Source organism: Gordonia sp. NPDC003422 (assembly GCF_053588675.1).
Window position 1 is genome coordinate 119,646 of record NZ_JBSFQL010000013.1, and the last position, 23,191, is coordinate 142,836.

26 protein-coding genes and 1 pseudogene are annotated in these 23,191 nt (G+C 67.2%); 10 read left to right on the plus strand and 17 right to left on the minus strand.

Translation table 11 applies throughout. The features are described from left to right. The first annotated feature begins 115 nt into the window (after positions 1 to 115). From ACWDTF_RS13070 to ACWDTF_RS13080, 3 genes are all read left to right on the plus strand, one after another. The gene (locus ACWDTF_RS13070; RefSeq protein WP_240855068.1) at positions 116 to 1,420 is read left to right on the plus strand and encodes a DUF4185 domain-containing protein; all 1,305 of its coding nucleotides are present in this window, start codon (positions 116 to 118) and stop codon (positions 1,418 to 1,420) included. A 103-nt stretch (positions 1,421 to 1,523) separates the two neighbouring features. Then, complete coding sequence (locus ACWDTF_RS13075; protein WP_240855069.1) at positions 1,524 to 1,694, plus strand: hypothetical protein; 171 nt, start codon at positions 1,524 to 1,526, stop codon at positions 1,692 to 1,694. Between the two features lie 25 nt (positions 1,695 to 1,719). Continuing rightward, positions 1,720 to 2,262, plus strand: coding sequence for a DUF1697 domain-containing protein (locus ACWDTF_RS13080; RefSeq protein ID WP_240855070.1), 543 nt, complete (start codon positions 1,720 to 1,722; stop codon positions 2,260 to 2,262). Between the two features lie 147 nt (positions 2,263 to 2,409). On the opposite strand, the gene ACWDTF_RS13085 is transcribed toward ACWDTF_RS13080, so the two are convergent. From ACWDTF_RS13085 to ACWDTF_RS13110, 6 genes are all read right to left on the minus strand, one after another. Then, on the minus strand, positions 2,410 to 3,735 hold the full coding sequence (locus ACWDTF_RS13085; RefSeq protein ID WP_433256879.1) for a chloride channel protein: 1,326 nt from the start codon (positions 3,733 to 3,735) through the stop codon (positions 2,410 to 2,412). Positions 3,736 to 3,749: 14 nt separating this feature from the next. Then, positions 3,750 to 4,223 carry a hypothetical protein gene (locus ACWDTF_RS13090; protein WP_355279635.1) on the minus strand — a complete coding sequence of 158 codons (474 nt, stop codon included), beginning with the start codon at positions 4,221 to 4,223 and terminating at the stop codon, positions 3,750 to 3,752. Between the two features lie 62 nt (positions 4,224 to 4,285). Then, complete coding sequence (locus tag ACWDTF_RS13095; protein WP_355279637.1) at positions 4,286 to 5,551, minus strand: acyl-CoA dehydrogenase family protein; 1,266 nt, start codon at positions 5,549 to 5,551, stop codon at positions 4,286 to 4,288. Positions 5,552 to 5,603: 52 nt separating this feature from the next. Beyond that, positions 5,604 to 7,046: a phosphotransferase family protein gene (locus ACWDTF_RS13100; protein ID WP_240855078.1), complete on the minus strand. Its 1,443-nt coding sequence runs from the start codon at positions 7,044 to 7,046 to the stop codon at positions 5,604 to 5,606. An 88-nt stretch (positions 7,047 to 7,134) separates the two neighbouring features. After that, complete coding sequence (locus tag ACWDTF_RS13105; RefSeq protein ID WP_240855552.1) at positions 7,135 to 7,629, minus strand: MarR family winged helix-turn-helix transcriptional regulator; 495 nt, start codon at positions 7,627 to 7,629, stop codon at positions 7,135 to 7,137. 83 nt (positions 7,630 to 7,712) lie between these two features. After that, complete coding sequence (locus ACWDTF_RS13110; protein ID WP_355279640.1) at positions 7,713 to 8,102, minus strand: YybH family protein; 390 nt, start codon at positions 8,100 to 8,102, stop codon at positions 7,713 to 7,715. A gap of 111 nt (positions 8,103 to 8,213) precedes the next feature. Here ACWDTF_RS13110 and ACWDTF_RS13115 point away from each other — a divergent pair. After that, positions 8,214 to 9,020, plus strand: a pseudogene (locus ACWDTF_RS13115) (LysR family transcriptional regulator); the annotation flags it as partial. Here ACWDTF_RS13115 and ACWDTF_RS13120 read toward each other — a convergent pair. Together ACWDTF_RS13120 and ACWDTF_RS13125 are read right to left on the minus strand one after the other, a co-directional pair. After that, positions 8,943 to 9,884 (minus strand): hypothetical protein, encoded by a 942-nt coding sequence (locus ACWDTF_RS13120; protein ID WP_374245768.1) that lies wholly within the window; start codon positions 9,882 to 9,884, stop codon positions 8,943 to 8,945. The pseudogene ACWDTF_RS13115 and the gene ACWDTF_RS13120 sit on opposite strands and share 78 nt — an antisense overlap. Continuing rightward, a complete protein-coding gene (locus ACWDTF_RS13125; protein WP_240855082.1) occupies positions 9,833 to 10,255 on the minus strand; it encodes a CoA-binding protein in 423 nt (140 codons plus the stop codon). Before ACWDTF_RS13125 ends, ACWDTF_RS13120 begins: the two co-directional genes overlap by 52 nt. A gap of 56 nt (positions 10,256 to 10,311) precedes the next feature. On the opposite strand from ACWDTF_RS13125, the gene ACWDTF_RS13130 reads away from it, so the two are divergent. Then, a complete protein-coding gene (locus ACWDTF_RS13130; RefSeq protein WP_355279643.1) occupies positions 10,312 to 11,091 on the plus strand; it encodes a sulfite exporter TauE/SafE family protein in 780 nt (259 codons plus the stop codon). 274 nt (positions 11,092 to 11,365) lie between these two features. On the opposite strand, the gene ACWDTF_RS13135 is transcribed toward ACWDTF_RS13130, so the two are convergent. From ACWDTF_RS13135 to ACWDTF_RS13145, 3 genes are all read right to left on the minus strand, one after another. Continuing rightward, complete coding sequence (locus tag ACWDTF_RS13135; protein ID WP_355279645.1) at positions 11,366 to 11,689, minus strand: hypothetical protein; 324 nt, start codon at positions 11,687 to 11,689, stop codon at positions 11,366 to 11,368. Positions 11,690 to 11,763: 74 nt separating this feature from the next. Beyond that, on the minus strand, positions 11,764 to 13,074 hold the full coding sequence (locus tag ACWDTF_RS13140) for an NAD(P)/FAD-dependent oxidoreductase (protein ID WP_449754476.1): 1,311 nt from the start codon (positions 13,072 to 13,074) through the stop codon (positions 11,764 to 11,766). A gap of 27 nt (positions 13,075 to 13,101) precedes the next feature. Then, a complete protein-coding gene (locus ACWDTF_RS13145; RefSeq protein WP_355279724.1) occupies positions 13,102 to 13,695 on the minus strand; it encodes a TetR/AcrR family transcriptional regulator in 594 nt (197 codons plus the stop codon). A gap of 41 nt (positions 13,696 to 13,736) precedes the next feature. On the opposite strand from ACWDTF_RS13145, the gene ACWDTF_RS13150 reads away from it, so the two are divergent. The 3 genes from ACWDTF_RS13150 (at position 13,737) to ACWDTF_RS13160 (ending at position 17,522) form a co-directional block, all read left to right on the plus strand. Next, positions 13,737 to 14,885 carry a phosphotransferase family protein gene (locus ACWDTF_RS13150; protein ID WP_355279727.1) on the plus strand — a complete coding sequence of 383 codons (1,149 nt, stop codon included), beginning with the start codon at positions 13,737 to 13,739 and terminating at the stop codon, positions 14,883 to 14,885. A gap of 1 nt (position 14,886) precedes the next feature. Further along, positions 14,887 to 16,008 carry a hypothetical protein gene (locus ACWDTF_RS13155; RefSeq protein WP_449754477.1) on the plus strand — a complete coding sequence of 374 codons (1,122 nt, stop codon included), beginning with the start codon at positions 14,887 to 14,889 and terminating at the stop codon, positions 16,006 to 16,008. A gap of 305 nt (positions 16,009 to 16,313) precedes the next feature. After that, positions 16,314 to 17,522 (plus strand): IS110 family RNA-guided transposase, encoded by a 1,209-nt coding sequence (locus ACWDTF_RS13160; protein ID WP_005193666.1) that lies wholly within the window; start codon positions 16,314 to 16,316, stop codon positions 17,520 to 17,522. Positions 17,523 to 17,531: 9 nt separating this feature from the next. Here the strand turns inward: ACWDTF_RS13160 and ACWDTF_RS13165 are convergent, their stop codons facing one another. The 4 genes from ACWDTF_RS13165 to ACWDTF_RS13180 all read right to left on the minus strand — a co-directional run bounded on the left by ACWDTF_RS13165 (position 17,532) and on the right by ACWDTF_RS13180 (position 21,358). After that, positions 17,532 to 18,185, minus strand: coding sequence for a DsbA family protein (locus ACWDTF_RS13165; protein ID WP_006360542.1), 654 nt, complete (start codon positions 18,183 to 18,185; stop codon positions 17,532 to 17,534). A gap of 262 nt (positions 18,186 to 18,447) precedes the next feature. Then, positions 18,448 to 18,963, minus strand: coding sequence for a signal peptidase II (locus tag ACWDTF_RS13170; protein WP_005193672.1), 516 nt, complete (start codon positions 18,961 to 18,963; stop codon positions 18,448 to 18,450). Then, a complete protein-coding gene (locus ACWDTF_RS13175; protein ID WP_449754478.1) occupies positions 18,960 to 20,960 on the minus strand; it encodes a heavy metal translocating P-type ATPase in 2,001 nt (666 codons plus the stop codon). The genes ACWDTF_RS13170 and ACWDTF_RS13175 overlap by 4 nt, the downstream gene beginning before the upstream one ends. Then, the gene (locus ACWDTF_RS13180) at positions 20,957 to 21,358 is read right to left on the minus strand and encodes an ArsR/SmtB family transcription factor (RefSeq protein WP_328715112.1); all 402 of its coding nucleotides are present in this window, start codon (positions 21,356 to 21,358) and stop codon (positions 20,957 to 20,959) included. The genes ACWDTF_RS13175 and ACWDTF_RS13180 overlap by 4 nt, the downstream gene beginning before the upstream one ends. 92 nt (positions 21,359 to 21,450) lie before the next feature. Between ACWDTF_RS13180 and ACWDTF_RS13185 the strand changes: the two genes are divergently transcribed. Further along, the gene (locus ACWDTF_RS13185; protein WP_328715114.1) at positions 21,451 to 22,047 is read left to right on the plus strand and encodes a class I SAM-dependent methyltransferase; all 597 of its coding nucleotides are present in this window, start codon (positions 21,451 to 21,453) and stop codon (positions 22,045 to 22,047) included. A 339-nt stretch (positions 22,048 to 22,386) separates the two neighbouring features. Here ACWDTF_RS13185 and ACWDTF_RS13190 read toward each other — a convergent pair whose 3' ends face one another. Both ACWDTF_RS13190 and ACWDTF_RS13195 read right to left on the minus strand, forming a co-directional pair. Continuing rightward, positions 22,387 to 22,581: a hypothetical protein gene (locus tag ACWDTF_RS13190; RefSeq protein ID WP_328715116.1), complete on the minus strand. Its 195-nt coding sequence runs from the start codon at positions 22,579 to 22,581 to the stop codon at positions 22,387 to 22,389. Between the two features lie 35 nt (positions 22,582 to 22,616). Continuing rightward, positions 22,617 to 22,979 carry an Rv2640c family ArsR-like transcriptional regulator gene (locus ACWDTF_RS13195; RefSeq protein ID WP_005193682.1) on the minus strand — a complete coding sequence of 121 codons (363 nt, stop codon included), beginning with the start codon at positions 22,977 to 22,979 and terminating at the stop codon, positions 22,617 to 22,619. A gap of 99 nt (positions 22,980 to 23,078) precedes the next feature. Between ACWDTF_RS13195 and ACWDTF_RS13200 the strand changes: the two genes are divergently transcribed. Next, positions 23,079 to 23,191, plus strand: a 113-nt coding sequence (locus ACWDTF_RS13200) for a VOC family protein (RefSeq protein ID WP_449754444.1), incomplete at its 3' end; no start/stop codon positions are given.

Sequence of the window (23,191 nt, forward strand, 5' to 3'; positions counted from 1 at the left end):
GAGATGCTCAGGAAACGGTCACGCATGGATGTCGGACCGGCTTCCCGAGGTCACACGCCGTGATCACTTCTGCAACACTGACAACAACTGTCACGGCTTCACAGGGGGTTTTCCCATGTTCCGACCCGGTTGGCTGCCCCGCGCGGCAGATCGTCGCCGACCGCGCCTTCTGCGGTCGGCGCTCACGGGCGCGACGGTCGGCGCGCTCGCCCTGACCGGCGTCGTCGTCGGGACGCCCACCGCCGAGGCATCGATCTGTGCAGCCACCGGCTTCCACGGCGGTGACGTCGGCAGCACCGGAAGCAGCGGATCGAGTCAGCTCGGCATGGGCAGCCTCGACTTCGGCAGCTACCGGGCAGACGGCAAGAAGCCGCAAGGTCCGCTGCCGCGGCTCAAGGGCCCCAGCCGGGCCATCCAGTGGATCACCGGTCCGCGCAGCCCCAACCGAACCGACAAGCGCTTCTCCATCACTTCCACCGACGTGGGCGTGATGTGGGACAACGGCTCCGGCCAGATCCTGATGGCCTTCGGTGACACCTGGGGCAAATGCGCCGGGCAGATGGTCTGGCGGCACAACACGATGCTGCGCAGCAATCCCACCGCCGACCTCGACAAGGGCATGAGCTTCCCGAACGCCATCCCCGGATCGGTGCGATCGGGAGCGTCGGTGACACCGCAGCACCCGACGTTCGCCCAGCCGATGCTCAACGCGATCGGGGTGCGCAACACCGAGGTCGGCAAGATCCCGACCGGCGGCATCTCCATCGGCGGCGTCCAGTACATGAACTACATGTCGATCCACAAGTGGACCGGACCCGGTCGCTGGGAGACCAACTTCTCGGCAATTGCGGTGTCGTACAACAACGGCCAGACGTGGACGACCAACAACAACACGATCCGCGCGAACGTCGAACTCAGCATTCCGGGCATGCCGCAGGTGCAGGCAGGTCACGGGCGCTTCCAGATGGGTGCGTTTCTGCGCAGCGGCGACTACGTCTACCAGTACGGCACACCCAATGGCCGGCACGGTGCGGCGTTCATCGCACGGGTCCGGCCCGCCGACATCCTGAACCTGAACCGCTACGAGTACTTCGCCGGCAACGGATGGTCGCCCAATCCGGCCGCCGCGGTCCCGATCATCCGCCAGCCGGTGAGCGAGACGACGGTCGCCTACAACAACTACCTCGGGAAGTTCGTGATGCTCACCGAGCGTGCCGGGAACATCATGCTGCGCACGTCACCGTCCCCGGTGGGCCCGTGGAGCGGCGAACGACTCATCGTCGCCCGATCGCAAACCGACGGCCTCTACGCGCCTTACATCCATCCGCGCTCGACCGGACAGATGCTGTACTTCGCGGCGTCACGCTGGGATGACTACAACGTCATGATGATCCGGACCGATCTGTCCAAGATTCGCTGACCACCGGGGTTGCGGTGGTCGTGGCCGACGGAGCGACGCAGGCGTAGCGTCGGGGTCAGGCCGAGCCCGCGCCGCCAATGCCCGCGCGCCGAGAGGAACGACGATGAGTCAGCCTGTTCCCCCACCACAACCCCCACCGGACCCGATCCCGGCACCGGAGCCGATCCCCGAACCCCCGGCCGAGCCGCCGATCCCCACACCTGCGCCGCCGACTCCGGACCCGTCCCCGCGCCCGCCGGAACCCGACCCGCCGCCGCGGCCCACCGTGATCTGACGACCCGACCGGCAGAGGAGCACGAATGACCAGGCGAGTGGTTCTGATTCGTGCGGTCAACGTCGGCGGCGCCAAGCTGCCCATGGCCGAATTGCGGTCCATTGCAGAGGAACTCGGCGCCACCGATGTCTCGACCTACATCGCGTCGGGCAATCTGCTGTGCACGCCGAAGGGCGCGCCGAGCACCTTCGACCGCGCACTGGAGAAGGCCATCGAAGACCGCTTCGGATACTTCCGCGAAGTCATCAGCCGAACGCCGGAACAGTTACAGAGGGCGCTCGACGCGCATCCGTTCGACGTCGTCGACGACAAGTACTCCTACCTCTACTGCCTCACCGGAAAACCCGCCGCCGCCAAGGTCAAAGAGTTCGAAGCGGCGCCCTACGACGACACCGACGTCAAAGTCATCGGCAACGACCTGCACATTCGGTACCGCGAAGGGGCGGGGCGGTCGAAGCTCACCGCCCCTGTGATCGCCAAGAAGCTCGGAGTCGCGGGCACCGGCCGCAACCTGCGCACCGTCCGCACACTGATCGAACTCGCCGGCGATACCCCTCCCGCCGGCTGAGGTGCGAGCCTGCGAGCCTCGAAGCCCCTGGTGAGAGGACCATTGTCGTCTCACCATGCCCCTCCGAGGCTCGCTTCGCTCGCACCTCAGGGAGCGGTAGGGCTCGCTTCGCTCGCACCTCAGCTCAGGCAGCGGTGGGGTCACACGTCACCGACCACCCGGCCCAGCCAACATCCGCTTCCGTAGCTCGTCGTAGATCGGCGGGTTTCGGAGTAGCGCTGAAATGGTCACCGCACCGACGCCGGAGACCAGCATCGGCACCGTCACCGAGGTGATCGACGTCATCTCGATGACCAGCACGATGCCGGTGAACGGCGCCTGCACCACCGCGGCGAACAAAGTGGACAGACCGACGAGCACCAGCGCGGGGGTCAGTTGGTCGCCCAACGCCGGGTCGAACACCCCCACGATGCGCCCGGCCACCAAACCCATCAGAGCACCGAGCGCCAGCATGGGGGCAAACAGCCCGCCCGGGGTCGCGGCCGCATACGACAGTGGCCCGGCGACAAAGCGCACCACCAGAAAGATCACCACCGTCGACAGGGCAAAACCGTGCCCGCTCAACAGTTTCTGAGTGAGGGCATCACCGCCACCGACGACGAGGGGTTCGATCATCATCACGCCGCCGACGATCAACCCGATCGCCGCCGCCTTGATCTCACGCGGAACCGCGGTCATCTTCTCCACGACGTCGAGCAAGACGACCGTCAGCCGCGAGTAGGCGACTCCGCAGACGCCGACCACCGCACCGAACACGACGAAGATCGGCACCGCGGCGGGCGACGGCCGGTCGACCGACGGCACCGCGAAGTCCGGATGATCGCCGAGCACCAGACGCATGCAGCCGACCGCACACGCCACCGCCGCAAGCACCGCCAGCACGTCGACGACGCGCACCCGACGCCGGATCTCCTCGAAGACGAACAGACCGCCGGCGACCGGGGCGTTGAACGCCACCGCGAGTCCGGCGCCCGACAGCGTCGTCTGCAGCGTGCGAATGTCGTCGGCGCCGGCTCTCAGCAGCCGGCCGGTCGCGGCGCCGATGGCCGCGGCCATGTGCACGGTCGGGCCTTCGCGGCCCAGCACCATCCCACCGAGCCCGATCGAGGCAAGGCCACCGACGAAACGGGCCGGAACCACGCGCAGCGGCGGAGGATCGGCCTCGCCGCGTTCCACCGCCTCGACGTGCTGAATGCCGCTGCCCGCCGCCAACGGCACCCATCGGGTGGTTGCCGCACCCAACGCCGCGCCGCCTGCGACCACCACCACGGGAACGCACCAGGCAAGCGCTCCCGCCCCGTCGGCCCAGCGCACGAGGTCCTCGCGCCAGGCGTCGAGGTGTTCGAGCAACCAGCGAAACGCGCCACCCACGAATCCGGCGGCCACACCGGCGACCGCCGCTGTCAACGGCAATACCACCAGGTGACGGCGCGAGGGGTCCTGCTCCAACGCCTGGGAGTCGGGATCGTTCACCAGCCCGACCGACGTCAGCGGCGCAAGGCCGAGGTGACCCGGTCGAGGTCCTGCGCCTGTTGCTCCTTCGGCGCCTCCCACAGTTTGGTCGGGAGATCCTCGAGCACTTTGATTGCGGACTCCGCGGCGTCGAGAGCTTCGGTCTTCTCCTCGCCGTCACTTGCCGCAGCGGCGATGAGCCGATCGTCGAGCGCGAACACGGCGTCGTCGAGCCGATCCCGCGCTGCGATCAGCTCGTCGTCGTGCGCGATGCCCGGATTGTTGTGCACGTCGTTGATGGCATAGCGGATACGCCTGTGCAGCAACGCTTCCCGGCTGTTATCGGTGGCCCACGAGTCGGGCGCCCGACTCGGCTTGCCCGGGATGAGATCGGTCGACCGCGCGAACTTGCGGATGCGTTTGTCCGAATCGAACGCGAACCAGGCGGCACCGCCCAGAATGACGAGCGCCACGATCACCGTGACACCGATGACGATGGCCGCGATCATCGGGCGTTCCCCCGGTCCTGTGACCCCCGGCCCTGTGATTCAGACGACTTCATGACCCAACCCTACGACACTCCCTTGGGTGCCTTGCTCGACATGAACCCGAACAGATAGCCCGCGACGCGGCGCATCTGGATCTCGTCGGCGCCCTCGGTGATGCGGTAGCGACGGTGGTGCCGGTAGATGTGTTCGAACGGCTCGTGCCGGGAGTAGCCCCGACCGCCGAACACCTGCATCGCCTGATCCGCCGCGTCGCAGCACAGCCGATTGGCCTGGTAGTTGCACATCGACACCTCGGCCGACGCCGCGAAGGGCCCGTAGGTGTCCATCTTCCACGCGGTCTCGCGGATCAGCGCGCGCACCATCGCGCACCGCGTGTGCAGGTCGACGAGCGGGAACTGGATTGCCTGATTGGTGGACAGCTTCTTGCCGAACGGGGCGCGTTCGTTGGCGTAGTCCACCGCGCGATTGACGCAGTATTGCGCGGCACCGAGACTCGACGCGGCCTGGCGAATCCGATTCTCGTTGAAGAAGTGTTGAACCACCTGCAAGCCGGCCCCTTCGGCACCGAACACCGCCGAGTTGGGCACGCGGACGTCACGCAGGGTGATGTGCGCGTGATCGGTGGGCATGTTGAAGGTCCACAGATACTCGTCGACGGTGAACCCATCGGAATGCGGGTCGACGAGGAACGCGGTGATACCGCGGGCGTTGCCCGGTTCCCCACTCGTGCGAGCGAAGATGATGTCCCGTTGCGCGACATGGATTCCCGTGTTCCAGGTCTTCTCGCCGTTGATGATCCAGTCGTCGCCGTCACGGACCGCTGTGGTCTCCATGTACGTGGCGTCCGACCCGTGATCCGGCTCGGTGATGCCGAACGCGAAGAACTTGGTTCCGGCGGCGAGGCCGTCCACCCACTCGGCTTTCTGCTCGGGAGAACCGTACGCCAGCATCAGCAGCAGGCCGATGTTGTTGCCGACGATCGCGTGTTCGTTCTGCAGATCGCAGTGCAGGCCGAGTCCCTTCGAGGCCAAGTGTTCGCGGATGACGGCCATCGCCAGGTTCGAACCGTCCCGTCCGCCGTATTCGGCCGGGAACGGATACCGGAAGTGTCCTGCCGCGTCGGCGCGTCGGCGTGCTTCACCCAGCAACGCTTCCCATTCGGCATTGGGAAGTCCGCCGCGTTCCCAGTCGGTACGCGCATCCTCGCGGCGATGATCGAAGAATCGGATGTTGTCGTCTGCCTGCTCGAGCGGGACGATCTCGGCTTCGATGAAGACGTCGAGTTCGTCGAGATAATCACGCAGGTGGTCGGGTAGTGCGAAATCCACTGGGAAGACTCCTGATCGGGTTGTTGATTCTGCGGGTCAATTAACGCCGGCGTCAGGGATGCGGCACGGCGAAGTACTTCGGATTCGACACCATCAGCCGGGCACGCACGTCGGCGGCGATCGCCGCGCGGACGTCCGGGTTGTCGCCGTCGAGGGTTCCGTCGCGCAGTTTCGCGACGAGGTCGCGCTGATTCGCGACACCGAGGTCACGCAACCGGGCGGCACTGGCCGGCACCGATTCGGGCGCGGTGAGCAACTGGCGACGCACCACGTCGAGCACGTTGGCCGCGACCCGGGTGTGAAACCTGATGTGCGGCGCCATGTTCTCGGTGACGGGTGCCGACCGGAGGAAGTCGGCGACCGACTCCAGCAACTCGGGCGCAACGGGCGGCCCGAACGGATCCTCCCCGAATGGATGCTCCGGGTCGGCAGCTGCAGCGTCGAGGGGATCGGCGACCCGTTCGGGTTCGACGATGCCGAGATCGAGGAGCGCATCGAATTCCTGCTCCGCACTCCGCCTTCCGATGGCCGCCAGCTCCACGGAGCGTTCAGTGCCGTCGAGGTGCCGGTTCGCCTGCACCGCGCAGATGAGGCCCCACCGTACGGTCGCGAACAGTTCCCACCAGCGCAGTGCCGCGTCGGTCGGGCGCCAACCGGCCTCGGCTTCGTAGGCGTCGAGCAACTCGGCGCGCAGCCCCATCCCCGCCACCGGTTGCGGTGCGGAGAATCGCCACGCCTTGGCGCACAGCCACCCCAGATCCTCGACCGGGTCGCCGACGTGCGCCAGCTCCCAATCCAGCACCGCAGCAATACCTTCGGAGTCGATCATCAGATTGCCCAACCGGAAGTCGCCGTGTACCACGGTGACCTCCGGCGACGGTTCCGGCCGATTGCGGTCCAGCCACCCGGCGGCGAGAACCAAACCGGCCGGCATCTCGTCCCATTCCCTCGGGAACAATCCGGCGAGCGCCGCCAGCGGGTCCGGCATCGACGGCAGAACGCCCAAGCCGCTGCGGTCCATCCGATGGATTCTGGCCAGGATCTCCCCGGCCTGCCCGACAAACCCAGCACGAGCCGTCGCGTACTCGTCGTCGCGCAGAATGCGTCGCGGGATAGATTCTCCGACAACGAAGTTCATCACGAAGTACGGGTAGCCGAGAACACTCTCACCGGCGCCGAGCCCCGAGTCGAGCACCCGCGGGACCGGCACTCCGGCGGCGTGGGCCGCACCGAGCACCGCGGCTTCGATCCCGAGTCCGCCGTCGCCGGTTCGGGCCGACGGAACCGCCCGGACGATGACATTCTCGATCGCATCGGTGCTGCCGCCGCTCAGACCGACGAGGAAGGTGGTTCGGCTTGCACCGGCAGGCAACACCCGCGCCGACTGCGCCACGAGCGATCCATCCTGGGACAGTCGCGGCGCTATGCGGGCAGCCACCTCATCGGCGTCGGTCACCGCGCGCACCTCGAGTTGGTCGTCGGTCCGCTGATTCACCGTCACACCCCTCCGCACCCAGGGCGAATACCCCGATCTTGCGAAGCTAGCATGACGCCAATCACACCCACGTGGCGATGTGACCCGTTCAGTCGCGGGCCGCTTCGGCGCGCAGTGCCGCGGCGTTCACCCGCGTCAGCACGGAATGCAGTTCCTCGAGTTCGGACAGGTCGACACCGAGTTCCGCGACCACGGCGGGCGGAATCGCGAGCGCCTGTTCCCGCAGGTGCCTGCCGTCGTCGGTGAGTGCCACGTCGACGTTGCGCTCGTCATCGCCGCGGCGACGCCGGACGATCAGCCCCGACGACTCAAGGCGCTTGAGCAGCGGCGACAGCGTCGCCGAGTCGAGCTGCAGGGCGGTTCCGATGTCCTTGACCGCGCGCGGGTCGGTCTCCCACAGCGCCAGCATCACCAGGTATTGGGGGTGGGTGAGTCCCAGCGGATCGAGCAGTCGGCGGTAGATCCGCAGAACCGATCGATTGGCCACCGCGAGGGCAAAACAGACCTGCCGTTCGAGCGACAACGGATCATCTGCAGCGGCAATACTGCCCGCCACCGCCTCCTGATCGGCCACCACCGCCATCACCTCCGCTGCCATCACCTCAACTGGGGCGACGACCGCAGAAGTGCGGCCGTCGTGCACCAGTCTAGTGATTCGGTAGCGCGCTATCGATTGGGTTGGTCCGAGCCGGTGGACACGAACTCGGGTTGGTCGATGACGCGCACCCACGAGCCGTCGGCGAGGCGCGCCACGACCTGCGCCCGGGCGCCCGCACCGTCGCGCGGTGGTGTCGACGTGAGTGCCAGGTCATCACCGAAATAGAGTGTCGGGAGCGGGGTTTCGGGCACAAAGGTCGGACGGTGTTCAAGCACCGATGCCCAGAGTTCGCGGATGGCGGCCCGGCCCTCGGTGACGCTTCCAGGTGGATAGGCCATCACCGCGTCCTCGTGGTAGAGCCGGGCGACCGCGTCGGCATCGCCGGCGTTGGAGAACTGGACGAAGAGACGGGTGATGTCCTCGGGCGTACGAGCAACATATGTGGTGTTGTCGGTCATCGTGATCACTCCTTGGTGTTGGTGTCGATGTTCTGCTTCCACCTCCGAGGCTTCCCGGTCAGCCAGAAGAAGTCCAAGTAATGTTCTCGATTCTCCATATAATCTCCAGTTATGGAACTGCGGCAGCTCGAATACTTCACCGCGGTGGCCGACACGGGCAGTTTCACCGCGGCGGCGCAGCGCACCCACACCACGCAGCCGAACATCAGCGCGCAGATACGGGCTCTCGAACGGGAACTCGGCGCGGCACTATTCGACCGCGCCGGGCGTCGCGTCCGGCTGACCGATGCGGGCGCCGCTGCACTACCCGCGGCGCGTGCGTCCCTGCGGTCGGCGGATGCGATGGCCCAGTCGGTGGCCGACGTCAACGACCTCCTGCGCGGCAGTCTTGCGGTCGGCATGGTCGACGGATGCACCATGCAACCGCTGTTTGCTGCGCTCGGCCGACTCCACCGCGACCATCCGGCGATCGAGATCTCGCTGTCCGAGCAGGGCTCCGAGGACCTGATCAGCGCCGTCGGCAACGGCGACCTCGACATCGCGCTCGCCGGTCATGACGGTGACCTGCCACCCTCGCTCGAGTCGCTGACGGTGTTCTCGGAGCGGGTGGTGGCCGCGGCACCGCCGAATCATCCGGCGCTCGAGCACACCGCGTCAGGCGACGAACTGTCGCTCGACGACCTCCGATCCCATCACCTGATCTGCCTGCCCCGCGGCGCGGGAATCCGGACGACCTTCGATCGGGGCGCCCGCACCTTCCGGCCGGCGATGGAGGCGTCCTCACCCGACGCGATCCTCGAACTCGTCGCCGGCGGGTTGGGCGTCGGAATACTCAGTGAATCAATCGTTTCCGGGCGTCGCGACATCACCGGCCGGACGATTCGCGAGATCACCGAGCCGGCTGTCCTCGGCTTTGTGTGGCGCAGCGAGGCCAGCGCGGTGACCCGAGCCTTCATCGCCCTCATTCGTGACGCCTTCGGGATCCGACGCTGACTGCTCATCGGCCGTCTTGGTCGGGCGCCCCGCCACCCAGTCCTCGACAGTCATTCCCCATCGTCCGTACCGCGCGTCGAACTTCTCGGCCCGACGACGCGCGGCCTCTCGTTTCGGCGCCGAGTAGCGGCGACGCGCCCAGGGCGAGTCGGGCCGGGCCAACCGGATCGCACCGACCCAGGCGAGCGGCGGCACGAACGCGCCGACCACAGCCGTGGAGTATTTGCCCTTGGCGATGCAGCAGAGCAGGCAGGCGATGTTGATCGGCAGGTTCGCCGTCAAGACGACCGGTCCCAGTTCGAGACTCGAATCCTCGAGCGGATTGAAACCGAGCGTCGCCATGCCGAGTCCGGCCACCGTCAACGAGACCACCTGGACCGAGAGTTGGCCCTCCCGTGACCAATACACGTCCTTGAGGTGCAGGATGAGCGCGAACTCGTCGAGCACCAGCGACGCACCGACACCGATCATGATCGCGCTGATCTCGGCGGCCGGCGAACGCCCCGCCGCCGCCACCGAGACGAACGCCCCCACGATGGTCAGCACGATCCCGGGCACCGCGTGATGAATGTGTACGCCCCCGGAGACGTTGTCCCGGAAGGGACCTCGGCCCGCGCGAATCAGCCGCGTGATGGCCCGGGTGATCACAAAGGTCACCGTGAACGCCAGAAAGGCAAGGAACAGCGCCAATTGCCCGTCGGTCAGCGGGTCGTGGAGGCGGAACATGGCGGCACCGGTCAGCTGCGCGGCGCGCGCAGGCCGGTGCGACGCTGTTCGATGATCAGGCACCGATCCTCGACGTAGAGCAACCCGGCCGATTCGGCGATCTCCCGCGCCTCGTCGGATCGGATACCGAGCTGCAGCCACAGCGCGGTGGCACCCGAGGCGACCGCCTGTCGCGCCACCTCGGCACACTCGGGTCCCGGACGGAAGACATCGACGAGGCCCACCTGCTCGGGGACGTCGGCCAGCGTCGGATAGACGGTCTCGCCCACGATCTCCTGCGCTGTCGGATTGACCGGGATGATCCGCCACCCATGTTCCTGCATGTACGCAGGCACCTCGTTCGCCGCCTTCGCGGTGTTGGCACTCGCGCCGACCACCGTGATGGTGTCGTAGGTGGACAGGATCTTCTCGACAACGTCGTCGGTTGCGGTCATCGTCCGAGTGTAGAACCGGGTGTCGCCGGTGGGGAGCCACATGCGACGGTGGAGGGGTGACGCCCGTCGAACTGCTCGCCATCGCCATCGCCGGCGTCGGGGCCGGCGCCATCAACGCGCTGGTCGGCAGCGGAACCCTGATCACCTTCCCCACCCTGGTCGCCTTCGGTTTGCCGCCGGTGAGCGCGACGATGTCCAACGCCGTCGGCCTCGTCGCGGGCGGTGTGTCGGGGACATGGGGTTACCGACGCGAGCTCGAAGGCCAGTGGCCACAACTGCGCTGGCAGCTTCCCGCGTCCTTCACCGGCGCACTTCTCGGATGCTGGCTGCTTCTGCATCTGCCCGAGACGGTGTTCGAGGCCGTCGTTCCGGTGTTGCTGATCGGGGCACTGATCCTCGTCGTGATCCAGCCGCGCATCCAGCGCCGGGTGTTCGCACGCACTGGGCTTCTCCACGGCGAGCGGCTCTCGATGACACCGGCCCGCACCGCCGCGATGGTTGTCGCCACCTTCGCGGTCGGCGTCTACGGCGGCTATTTCACCGCGGCGCAAGGTATCCTGCTGATCGGCGCCCTCGGTGTGATCGTCCCCGACGATCTGCAGCGGATGAACGCCGCGAAGAACCTGCTCAGTCTCGTCGTCAATGTCGTTGCCGCCCTGGCATACTCCATCGTCGCCTTCGACCGCATCAACTGGACGGCCGCCGGACTGATCGCAGCCGGCTCCCTCGTCGGTGGCGTTGTCGGCGCCCGCTACGGAAGGCGACTGTCACCCAACGCCCTTCGCGGCGTCATCGTGGTCGTCGGGCTGATCGGGCTGTGGCGGCTGCTGAGTTGACTGACCGCCGATCGATCCTGGATCCGTGCCCGATATTCCGCACCGCTCGAGGTGCGTAGTTCCGCTGCCTGAGGTGCGAGGAGCGCTAGCGACGAGCCTCGAAGGCCTGGTGACTGTCGCTACCTGGTCGCCGAACTCCCCTCTCTCACCAGGCCCTTCGAGGCTCTCGGCTAGCGCCTCGAGCACCTCAGGGAGCGGATGGGGGCCTTCGGCTCAGGCAGCGGAATTCGGGGCCAGATCTACGTCCATGGATCCAGGCTCAGCCGGCGGCGCCTCACCGCCCCGACCGGTCACCCAGCAGCGCCATCCAGTACTCGTCGGGAACCGTCTCGCCCGAGCGCAACACGCGACCGAGTCCGATGGCCATGAACACGCCGAGGATGCCGAGCCACAGACCGAACAGCGCGATCGCCGTCCACGCAATGGCCACCGCGATCGGCCACGGATCGAGCGCCAATACGAGCGGCGCGAAGAAGAAGCCCAGACCGATGTACCAGCCCGAACCCGAACGGTCGCAGCGCAACACGACGCTCAGCCACCGCGGACTCGATTCGGTGGGCGGGCCGGTGGGTTGGCCAAAACGGTTGCGCCCGATCATGGTCGCCTCCTAGAGGTGATTTCGTCTACCCCCAGGGTCCTCCGGTCAAGCGCCGCGGTCCACTACCTCTCAGGTCATCGCGAGTACGGCTGACGTGCCGTCTCGGGATCTCCGTAGGTGATGGCGCGTTCCCGGCGCGAGTCGGTGAGAAGCGTTGCCGACCACGAGATCACCGTGCCCATCCGATTGCGGATACCGGCGAGGAAGGCGATGTGGATGACACCCCACGCCAACCACCCCAACGAGCCCGACAACCGGAGCCGCCCGGCCTGCACGACCGCCTGACGACGTGCGATGTAGGCCGCGTTGCCGAGGTCGCGGTAGTGGAACGGCGCACGGTCATGCTGGCCGTCGACGAGCCCGGCGATCACCGCGCCCACATGCCGACCGCCCTGCATGGCCACCTCCGCGACGCCCGGCAGGTCGTCGAGCGAGCTCATGTCGCCGACCACCCACACATTGTCGTGACCGTCGACCGACAGGTCCGGCCGCACCGGGATTCGGCCCGATCGGTCCTGGGTCACACCGAGCGCGTCGGCGAGCGTCTTTGCGAACGGCACCGCCTCGACGCCGGTGGTCCACAGGGTGGTGCGCGCCGGATAGCGGACCACCTCGTGCGTCGCCTTACTGGTGGTCTCGACGTAGTCCGCGCCGACACCGGTGACATGCACGCCGAGATGGGTCTCCACCCCGAGCCCATCGAGCGTGCGCTGGGCATCCGCGGACAGTCGCGCGTCGAAGCTCGGCAGCACCCGATCTCCGCCGTGCAGCAACAGGACTCGCGCGCGCTCCGGGTCGATGGTGCGGAACTCGCGGTCGAGCGCGAGTGTGGCGAGTTCTCGGATCTGGCCGGCGAGTTCGACGCCGGTCGGCCCGCCGCCGGCCACAGCGAACGTCAACCACGACCGCTGCAGGTCGGCGTCGGAGGCCGATTCGGCCATCTCGAACGCGCCGATCACTCGGCGCCGGATCGCGAGTGCGTCGTCGAGGGTCTTCATTCCCGGTGCGTGAGCGGCGAATTCGTCGTTCCCGTGGTAAGCGGTGCGCATACCCGCGGCCACCACGAGATGGTCGTAGCGCAGGGTGAATTCGGATCCGTCGATGCGCGTCACCGTCACCGTCTGCGCGGTCGCGTCGACAGCCGTCGCCTCGCCGAGCGCTACGTCGGCATTTCGCTGCCGACGCAACAAATGTCGCACCGGGCTGGAGATGGCACCCTCGGACAGCAGTCCCGTCGCACATTGATAGAGCAGCGGCTGGAACAGGTGGCTGGTCCCGCGGTCCACCACCGTCACGTCCACCGTGCTGCGTTTGAGTCGCCGGGCGCAATGCAGTCCGCCGAACCCGGCTCCGATGACGACGACGTGAGGTCTGACCTTGGCCACGGAACCGATTGTTGCAGGCGCGGGGACTCAGCGTTGCACGCCGTGCAGTGCGATCGCCGTCATCTGCTCTACCCAGTCGTCGTCGAGCACGGCGTCGGGGTCGAGGAGCAGGCGCAACATGGCGGCGCCGCCCATCACCTCGATCAACCGGTCGGCATCGACGTCGGCACGCACCTCACCGCTGTCGGCGGCCTCGACGAGCCTGGTGTGCACCGCACCGAAGGCCTCGGCGAACCTGCCATGTACGCGCGTCGCCAGTTCGGCATCGGCGCCCATGTCGGCGATCAGGCCGGGCAGGGCTGCGCGCGTGACCGGGCTCGCGAACAGGTCGCGGGCCACCACGACCATCGCCCGGATGTCTGCGGCAATATCGCCGGTCGTCGGCGGCAGCATGGTGGCCGGAGGAAACGCCGCCTCGTGGACGAGCTCCGGTTTGCCGCTCCAGCGCCGGTACAGCGCCGTCTTGGTGGTCTGTGCCCGTTCGGCGATGGCCGCCATCGTCAGTCGGCTGTACCCGACGTCGACGAGCAGTTCGGCGGCCGCGTCGAGCACCGCGGCGTCGATTCGTCCGTCCCGCGGTCGTCCGGGTGCTACAGCAACCTCATCGGCATTTTTCACCATTACGCAACTCACCGTAGCGTATCTGTGCGACGCTGGGCGCCATGGCGACCACCGAACACACCACCGAACCGACCGTCGGGCATGTTGACAATCTCCAGCGATCCAGTCGCGACAGCACCTCGATTCCCGAGGCCCTCGCGCACTGGTTGACATCGGTGTCCGGAGCGTCGTCGCGTCCGACGGTCACGGTGGAGAGCGGAGTCGACGCGAACGGCATGTCGTCGGAGACCATCCCGCTGCATGTCGACTGGGCCGATGGCCACGCCGACGACTGGGTGATGCGCATGGCGCCCGCCGACGCCGACGTCCCGGTGTTCCCGGAATACCGGATGAATCATCAGTTCGACGTCATGCGCCTGGTCGGCGAGCACACCGACGTCCCCGTCCCGCCGGTCCGGTTCCTCGAACCCACCGGGGAGGTACTCGGTCAGCCGTTCTTCGTCATGGAACGACGAGACGGGGAGGTTCCACCGGACGTCATGCCGTACACGTTCGGCGACAACTGGTTTTCCGACGCCGCGCCCATCGACCAACGTGCACTGCAGGATTCGACGATCAAGGTGATCGCCGGCATCCACGCCATCGCCGATCCGACCGAGACCTTCGGTTTCCTCCTCGACGCCCTGCCGCCGGGCGACACACCCCTGCGTCGTACCTTCGCCGCGCTGCGTCGCTGGTACGACTACTCGGTCGAGGGAATCGGCCCGTCGCCGCTCGTCGCGCGTGCACTGGACTGGCTGGAAGCCAACTTCCCCGACGACATTGCGGCCGCCGATCCCGTCCTCACCTGGGGTGACGCTCGAATCGGCAACGTCATGTACCGAGACTTCGCGCCGACCGCGGTACTCGACTGGGAGATGGCCACCGTGGGCCCACGCGAACTCGACGTGTCGTGGACGATTTTCGCGCACATGGTCTTCCAGGAACTGGCCGGCCTCGGCGGACTCCCGGGTCTGCCAGATGTGTTGCGCGAGGAAGATGTTCGATCCACCTACCGCGAGCTGACCGGAGTCGAACTCGGTGACCTGCGCTGGTTCTACATCTACGCGGGCGTCCAATGGTGTTGCGTGTTCATGCGCACCGGCGCGCGCCGCGTCCACTTCGGCGAGATGGACGCGCCGCACGACATCGACGGCACACTGTTCTATCACCGCAGTCTGCTCGAACGCCTGCTGAGCGAAGGGAACTGACATGACGGGCCTGGGACCACTCGACGAGTTCCCGATTCATCAACTGCCCCAACCGATCGCGTGGCCGGGCGAGTCGAATCGCAACTTCTACGACCGCGCCTACCTCAATGCGCATGACCGCAGCGGCGACATCTTCCTCATCACCGGGATCGGTTACTACCCGAACCTCGGCGTGAAGGATGCCTTTGTCCTCGTCCGGCGCGGGGACGTCCAGACCGCCGTCCACCTCAGCGACGCCATCGACGACGATCGGCTGAACCAGCAGGTCGGCGGCTACCGGATGGAGGTCTCCGAACCACTCCGGCGGCTGCATCTCACCCTCGACGAGACCGAGGGCGTGGCGGTCGACCTCACATGGAACGGGCTGTTCGACCCCATCCTGGAGCAACCCCACCTCATGCGCGCGAGCACCAAGGTCACACTCGATGCGCAGCGTTTCGCTCAGGTCGGCACCTGGACCGGGTCGATCACGATCGACGGGGAGCACATCGCGGTGGAGCCCGACCGCTGGATCGGTTCCCGGGACCGCTCGTGGGGTCTGCGGCCGGTCGGCGAACCCGAACCGGCCGGACGGCCCGCCGATCCCCCATTCGAAGGGATGTGGTGGCTCTACATCCCGATGGCGTTCGACGACTTCCAGATGGTCCTCATCGTCCAGGAGGAACCGAGCGGGTACCGATCGCTCAACGATTGCGTGCGGGTGTGGAAGGACGGGCGGGTCGAACAACTCGGCTGGCCACGTATCGACGTCCAGTACACGTCGGGCACCCGCATCCCGACCGGTGCCACCATCACCGCGACCACCCCCGACGGCGCGACGATCCACCTCGACGTCGAGTCCCGGCTCGCGGTGCCCATCCACGTCGGCGGCGGCTACGGCGGTGACCCGGACTGGATCCACGGCGTGTGGCGGGGCGAGAAGTTCACCGAACGCCTCACCTACGACATGACCGACTCGGCGATCATCGGGCGCGCCGCGTTCGGCGTCATCGACCACGTCGGCCGGGCGGTGTGTCGCGAAGCCGACGGCACCACCCGCGAGGGGTGGGGTCTGTTCGAGCACGGCGCCCTGGGACGCCACGATCCGTCCGGATTCGCCGACTGGCTGTCCGTCGCCCCCTGAGTCTGTTCGCGTGTAGCGTGTCGTCGCATGGGGCACCCCTCATGAGCGAACCACTCAGCGAACCCACAATCACCTTTACGTTGGAGTACGTCCGGGGCGGTCGCCTCGGACGCTCGTCCGCGGTTCGGGGCGTGGCTCGACAATCACCTGTGTGCCCTCGGTGGCTCGGCGTGGAAGGCCACCCCGGACCGTGACGGGTCGTTTCGGCCGCTGATTGAGAAGTGTTCGCGAACTTGTCGCTGTGTAAAGGTGCGCCGGCGAAACAACCCCTGACGAGGTCAACAGGTTCGAGCAGAGAGGTTCATGTGGTCGAAACAATCTGGGTAGGAATCGATGTCGGCCGTCACGCACACCACGCCGCCGCTGTGGACGACGCGGGGACGGTGCTGTGGTCACGTCGGGTACCGAACGATCAGGCGGCCATCGAAGCGATTGTGGACCAGGCGTGCCGTGTCGAATCGGTGGTGTGGGCGATCGACATGACCGCGCCGGAATCGGCCCTCCTCCGAGGGGTGTTGTCCCGCCGCGGCCAACACATTCGCTATGTACCTGGTCGCGTTGTGCACAGCATGACCGGCGCTTTCGCCGGCGAAGGCAAAACCGACGCCCGCGACGCGGTGGTGATCGCCCAGACCGCGCGCCTGCGTGGTGATCTCGCGACGGTCGCGGTCCCTGATGACGTCGCGATCGAACTCGACCTGTTGACCGGGCATCGCCGCGACTTGGTCACCGAACGCACACGAGGCATCAATCGACTGCGCGGCCTGCTGACCCGCATCTTCCCCGGTCTCGAACGGTGCTTCGACTACTCGACGTTGACTGGTTTGGCGTTCGTCACCCGCTTCACCACACCGTCGGCGATTGATGGGGTCTCCGACGAGGAGATTTACGACCACCTACGCGGTCAAGGAGTCCGCCGGCCGACCATCCCGAAGATGATCAGCAAGGCGCGTGCCGCCGCGGCCGCGCAGACCGTCGCTCTGCCTGGTGAGGCGACCACGGCATTGCTGGTGCAGCAGGCGGCTACCTCGCTGATGGCGCTCACTCGCCAGATCACCTACCTGGATAAACAGATCGCCGAGGTGTTCCGCCGAGACCGCCACGCCCGGATTCTTGAATCCGTACCCGGTATCGGCACCCGAAGTGGTGCCGAACTCATCGCGTTCACTGGTGGCGACCTCACGTCGTTCGGCTCGGCTGCCAAACTGGCTGCCTACGCCGGTCTTGCTCCCGTCCCGCATGATTCAGGTAACCGGCGGGGCACATTGCGTAGACCGCAGCGCTACCACCGGGGTCTGCGGAAGGTGTTCTACATGGCCGCACTCAACAGCTCGCAACGCGACGGACCATCACGGGAGTTCTACCAGCGCAAACGACGCGAGAACCGCTCTCACGTGCATGCGCTCATCTCGCTGGCCAGACGGTTGATTGATGTTGTGTGGGCACTCATCCGTGATGGCCGAGAATGGACTCCGAGGGGCGCCGGCCCGCCCATCGCGGAGGCTGCCGCCTAGCCCCTGAGATCATTCAGACGCCGCTGCACGCACCGCCGCGGTGAGGTCGTCGATCGTGTTCGGTTGTAGCCGATTCTCGTCGAGGAAGAATGTGGGGGTGCCTTGGACCCCGAGAGCCAGACCGTCAGCGACGTCGGCGCGGATCCGTTCGAGCGTGGCCGGGCTGTTGTAGACCGTGTCGAAGGCCGCCATATCGAGATCGAGGTCGACGGCGAAGCTACGGAACAGGTCGTCAGCGGGGACTTGCTGTTCGCCCCAATGGGTTTGGGTGGTGAACATGCGCTGGTACATCTGCTCGAACCGCCCCTGCTGGGCGGCGGCTTCGACCGCGCGAGCAGCACGTTCGGCGTTGAAGTGTCCGGGCATCGGAAAGTAGCGGACGACGAACGTAACGCGGTCGCCGTAGGTTCGCCGCAGATCCTCGATGACCGGGTAGATGGCTCCGCAGGCTTCGCACTCGAAGTCCAGGAACTCGACGAATTGCGCCCGGCTCTGCGCAGGCGACGTCAGCCGATGACTGTCGGGCCGGGCCACCAGATCAGACACCGCGGCGGTATCGGACGGGGCGGGTGTGGAAGTGTCCTGATCGACGAGGACGGCGACTCCGATACCGACGATAATGGTTACGAAGAACGCCCACGCGAACTTGGTTGGTCTGGTCATACGTTCAACGTAGAGGCGATGTCGGCGGGAATGAGGATCGGTCTCATCAGGCCGGGGGTTGCCTTCGGGGTAGCGCCCGGAATGTATGATGATGTCTGTTCTCTGTCTTCATGGGTGCGCGCTACAAGCGGATCAGATTCTGTATCCGGCAGCGAGGAGTCTCTGGCGTTTCCTCTGGGAGCGGACCATCGAGACTCCGGGCAGACGGTGAGCCGGGCAGTGACCAGCGCGGCCAGCCGGGCCCTGCGCCGGATCGGGGGGGTCAGCGCTCGGGTGAATGCTGCGCTCGTTCGTCGGGACTCCTGAATGCGGTGAGGGTGATCAAGATGGCAGCGCCGCCGACGATGAATGTGTCAGCGAGGTTGAACGTTGGCCACCAACCGGTGTGGAGATAGTCAGTGACCACTCCGTCGGGGAACCGATCGATGAGATTAGCGCTTGCCCCGCCGAGGATCGCTGCTAACCCCAGCCGCCCGAGGTGCCCGGTGCCTGGCGCCATCCGCCAGGAGGTGACCGCGACGATGAAGGTGATGATTCCGGTGACTGTGGGCAGCACCCATGCCGGGGCATCGGCGGCGATCGAAAACGCCGCGCCCGGATTGAATGCCAGCCGCAGCTGCACCGGCCCCGTTCCGATGACTGCGCCGTCCGCGAGCGCGCTTGTGGCCCATGCCTTGACGGCCAGATCGGTGGCCGCGAGTCCGACAGCGACGGCCAGCAGCCCGCACCGCCGTGTGAGGCGTACGCGGCGGTGCGCCACCGGAACCGCGGTGATCACTGCCCGACCGTCACTACGGACGGAGTCCGCTGGCCAGTTCCGGTCCTCGCCCGGGCTAGCGCTTTGACCCGGCCGGCGCGGACTCCGTTGGCGATGACGACGATCTCGGCGAGTTCGTGGACGGCGACGACGGCGGCGAGGCCGAGTATCCCGAACAGCGCGAGAGGGATGAGGATCGCGATCAGAGCGAGGGACAGGCCGACGTTCTGCAGCATGATCTTCCGGGCGCGTCGGGCGTGATCGAGTGCCTGCGGGAGGGTGCGGAGGTCTTCGCCCATGAGGGCGACGTCGGCGGTTTCGATCGCTACGTCCGATCCCATGGCGCCCATGGCGATGCCGAGGTCGGCGGTGGCCAGGGCGGGAGCGTCGTTGACGCCGTCGCCGACCATCGCGGTGAACGAGTTCGTTCGGAGGTCGCCGATGATGCGGGCCTTGTCTTCGGGGCGGAGGTCGGCGTGTACGTCGTCGATGCCGGCGATCTTCGCCAGCGCGTTGGCGGTGGCGGTGTTGTCGCCGGTGAGCATCGCGACCGTGGCGCCGCTGCGGTGCAGGTGCTCGATTACCGCGCCGGCTTCGGGGCGAAGCTCGTCACGGACGGCGACCGCGCCGATGACCTGACCGTCGTGTTCGACCAGGACGGCGGTGGCGCCGCCGGCCTGCATGGCCGCGACCCGCTCCTCGAGCGGGCCGGACTCGATCCAGCCGGGACGGCCCAGCCGCGCGGGCCGTCCGTCGACGAGGCCGGTCAGGCCGGCCCCGGGAACAGCCTGCACATCGCGCGCGGCGGTGGTCTCGCCGTGGGCGGCGAGGATCGCGCGGGCGAGGGGGTGTTCGCTGTGCGCTTCCAGCGCCGCGGCGACGGCGAGCACCCGCTCCTGGCCCGGAGTGCGCTCGCCGCCACCGACGCTGCTCCCGGGGCTGGGAGCAGCGGTGTCGGTGGTGGCGATGTCGACGACGGTGGGCCGGTTCGCGGTCAGAGTGCCGGTCTTGTCGAGGGCGACGGTGCGGACCCGGCCGAGGGCTTCGAGGGCGGCACCTCCTTTGACCAGGACGCCGATCTTGCTGGCGGCGCCGATCGCCGCGACCACGGTCACCGGCACAGAGATCGCCAGCGCACACGGCGACGCGGCGACGAGCACGACCAGGGCCCGTTCGATCCACGTGGCCGGGTCACCGAGCAGGGCGCCGAGGATCGCAATGGCGGCAGCGAAGATCATGATCGCCGGTACCAGGGGCTTGGCGATCCGGTCGGCGAGGCGCTGCGCGTCGCCCTTGCGGGACTGTTCGGCCTCGACGATCTGCACGATCTTGGCCAGCGAATTGTTCTCCGCCGTGCTGGTGACCTGCACGCTCAGGGCGCCGGTGCCGTTGATCGACCCGGCGTAGACCTGCGTGCCGGGTCCGGCTTCGACAGGCACGGATTCACCGGTGATCGCCGAAACATCCAGTGCGGTGCGGCCTTCGGTAATGGTGCCGTCGGTGGCGATCCGCTCGCCGGGTTTGACCAACATCAGGTCCCCGACAGCCAATTCCGACGGGGAGACGGTGACCGGGGTGCCGTCGCGGAGCACGGTCGCGGAGTCCGGGACCAGATTCAGCAGCGCCCGCAGCCCGCGGCGGGTGCGCGAGACCGCGTACTCCTCAAGGCCTTCGCTGATGGAGAACAGCACAGCGAGCATCGCGGCTTCACCGACCTCGCCGAGGATCACCGCGCCGACCGCAGCAATCGTCATCAGGGTGCCGACGCCAATTTCGCCCTTCGCCAACCGACGCAGGGTCGAGGGGACGAATGTCCACGCCCCGATCAGCAGCGCCACCCACTCCAGGGCGAGCGCGACCGGTTCGGAGCCGCCGGACCAGCTGACGATGTACGCGGCGAGCAGGAACACCGCGGCCGCGGCGGCAGCCTGCAGCTCCCGCACCTGCCACCAGTGCTCCGGGGCCTGCTCGTCCTCACTGGCCGGTTCGTCGTGCCCGCATCCGCATGCGTCGCTCATCGCCGCACCCCCGCCTTCGTGTCGCCCGTTGTGCAGCAGGAGGTGGTGGCGTCGGTGCCGTAGTTCGGGCACAACACAACCGCGTTTCCGGTCGCTGCCAGGAGGGTTTCGGCGGCGGCGAGCACGTCCATCAACTCCGGACGGGCCAGGCTGTAGAACACCTGCCGCCCCTGCGGGCGGCCTTCGACGAGCCCACAGTCCCGTAAGCACGCCACGTGCGCCGACACCGTCGACTGCGCCAACCCCAGCTCCGCCATCAGATCCGCCACCCGGGCCTCGCCACCGTGCGCGAGGCGGGTTGCGATCGCCAGACGGGTCCCATCGGAGAGGCTGTGGAACAACGCCACCGCGGGATCGAGGTCCGCCCCAGTCGCCACCAAACACTCATTCATCGTCATATGACGATGATAGCGGCATTGTGTGCTGTAATCGAATCATCACGAAGAAGTGGCAGCAGGCGCGGCCGGGCGAGATGGTGGGAGCTGTTGGTATGCCGTCGATGTCGACGATCGAGTCTCTGTTCTGCCGCAGCGCACCGTGGCAGGCGGCCACCGGCAGGTGGGTACTCCCGTGGGCGCTGCAAGGCATCCATCCCCGAGGCCGGGTCCTTGAAATCGGTGGCGGCGCCGGCGCGATGACCGAACAGATCCTCACCACCAACCCCGACGAACTCGTCGATGTGACCGTCACCGACTTCGACCCGGTCATGGTCGCCGCCGCCAGCGATCGGCTGCAGGGTTTCGGGGCCCGCGCCCACGCCCAGGTCGCCGACGCCACAGCCCTGCCGTTCGAGGACGGAAGCTTCGACACCGTCGTCTCGTTCATCATGTTGCACCACGTCATCGACTGGGAACGCGCACTCGCCGAGGCCGCCCGAGTGCTCGCGCCCGGCGGAATGCTGGTCGGCTACGACCTGCTCGGCAGCGCACCGGCGCGGCTGCTGCACAACCTCGAAGGGGCACCGCACCGGTTCATCCCCCGCGGCGAACTCCGCCTGCACCTGACGTCCCTGCCTCTGACCGACATCACGGTCCGCGAGAACCCTGCGCTCGCCCGGTTCCGTGCCCGCCGCGCCGGTGACCGATGACCACGCCACCACTGCACGGGCATCACCATGGCCCTCCCTCGGACGAGCTCGCCGAGCTCGAGCAGCGTGACGTCGCGGTGGCGTTCGTCGACCTCGCCGGATACAGCGTGTTCACCGAGTTCTGCGGCGACCAGGAAGCCGCAGAACTGGCCATACGGTTGGCCTCTCAGACCTGGCAGGCAGGCTCTACGACCGGGCACGCGGCTGGTCAAGGCCATCGGCGATGCGGTGATGCTCACCGCCGACGCCCCCCAAGTGATCCTCGCCACGATCACCGCCCCCGCGGCCGCGGCCGCCGGTCAAGACGGATTCATCGCCCTACGCGCCGGGATCGATCCACTACGGCAGCGCAGTCGTCCGCGACGGAGACCTGTTCGGGCACGCGGTGAACGTCGCCGCCCGCATCACCGCCCTCGCCGGCGCCGGCCACGCCGTGATCACCGATCCGATCTGCCCGCCACCAGCCGAGCTGGATTGCTCGCCATGCTCGCTGACCTGCTGAAAGACACCGGAGTTGGCCTGCCAAAAGGACACCCGGATAAGGCTCGCTCAGTTCGTGCCGTCGCCGTTCAACAGCAACCCGTCGTAGCGCTGAGAACGTTGCGTAGTGCTTCCAACGAGTCCGGTTGCGCTCGGTAGTAGACGTTCATGCCGCGGCGCTCGGGGGTGACCATGCCGGCTTTGCGGAGCTGCCCCAGGTGGTGACTGGTGGTGGCTTCGGTGAGGCCGACCGCGGTCGCGAGGTCGCAGGTGCAGGTCCCGTCACCGGTGTCGGTAAGCAGGATTGAGACGAGCTTGATCCGAACGGGATCGGCAAGCGCCTTGAGCCGCAACGCGATCTGCAGCGCGGTGTCGTCATCGAGCGGTGCCGCCGATACCGGTGCGCAGCAGATCGGGGCGCTGATGTCGACCATCGGCAAGGGCTTCGGCATGACCAGATCGTACGCCCCTACTTGACATATGTCGAAAAGGTGGGCACGCTGCAGAGTGACCGCAGTTCGATATATGTCTCACAGGTGAAGGTGATGGTCATGTCCCGTATGCAGCTGGCGCTCAATGTCGATGATCTCGATACCGCAATCGAGTTCTACTCCAAGCTGTTCAACACCAGCCCGGCCAAACGCAAGCCGGGATACGCCAACTT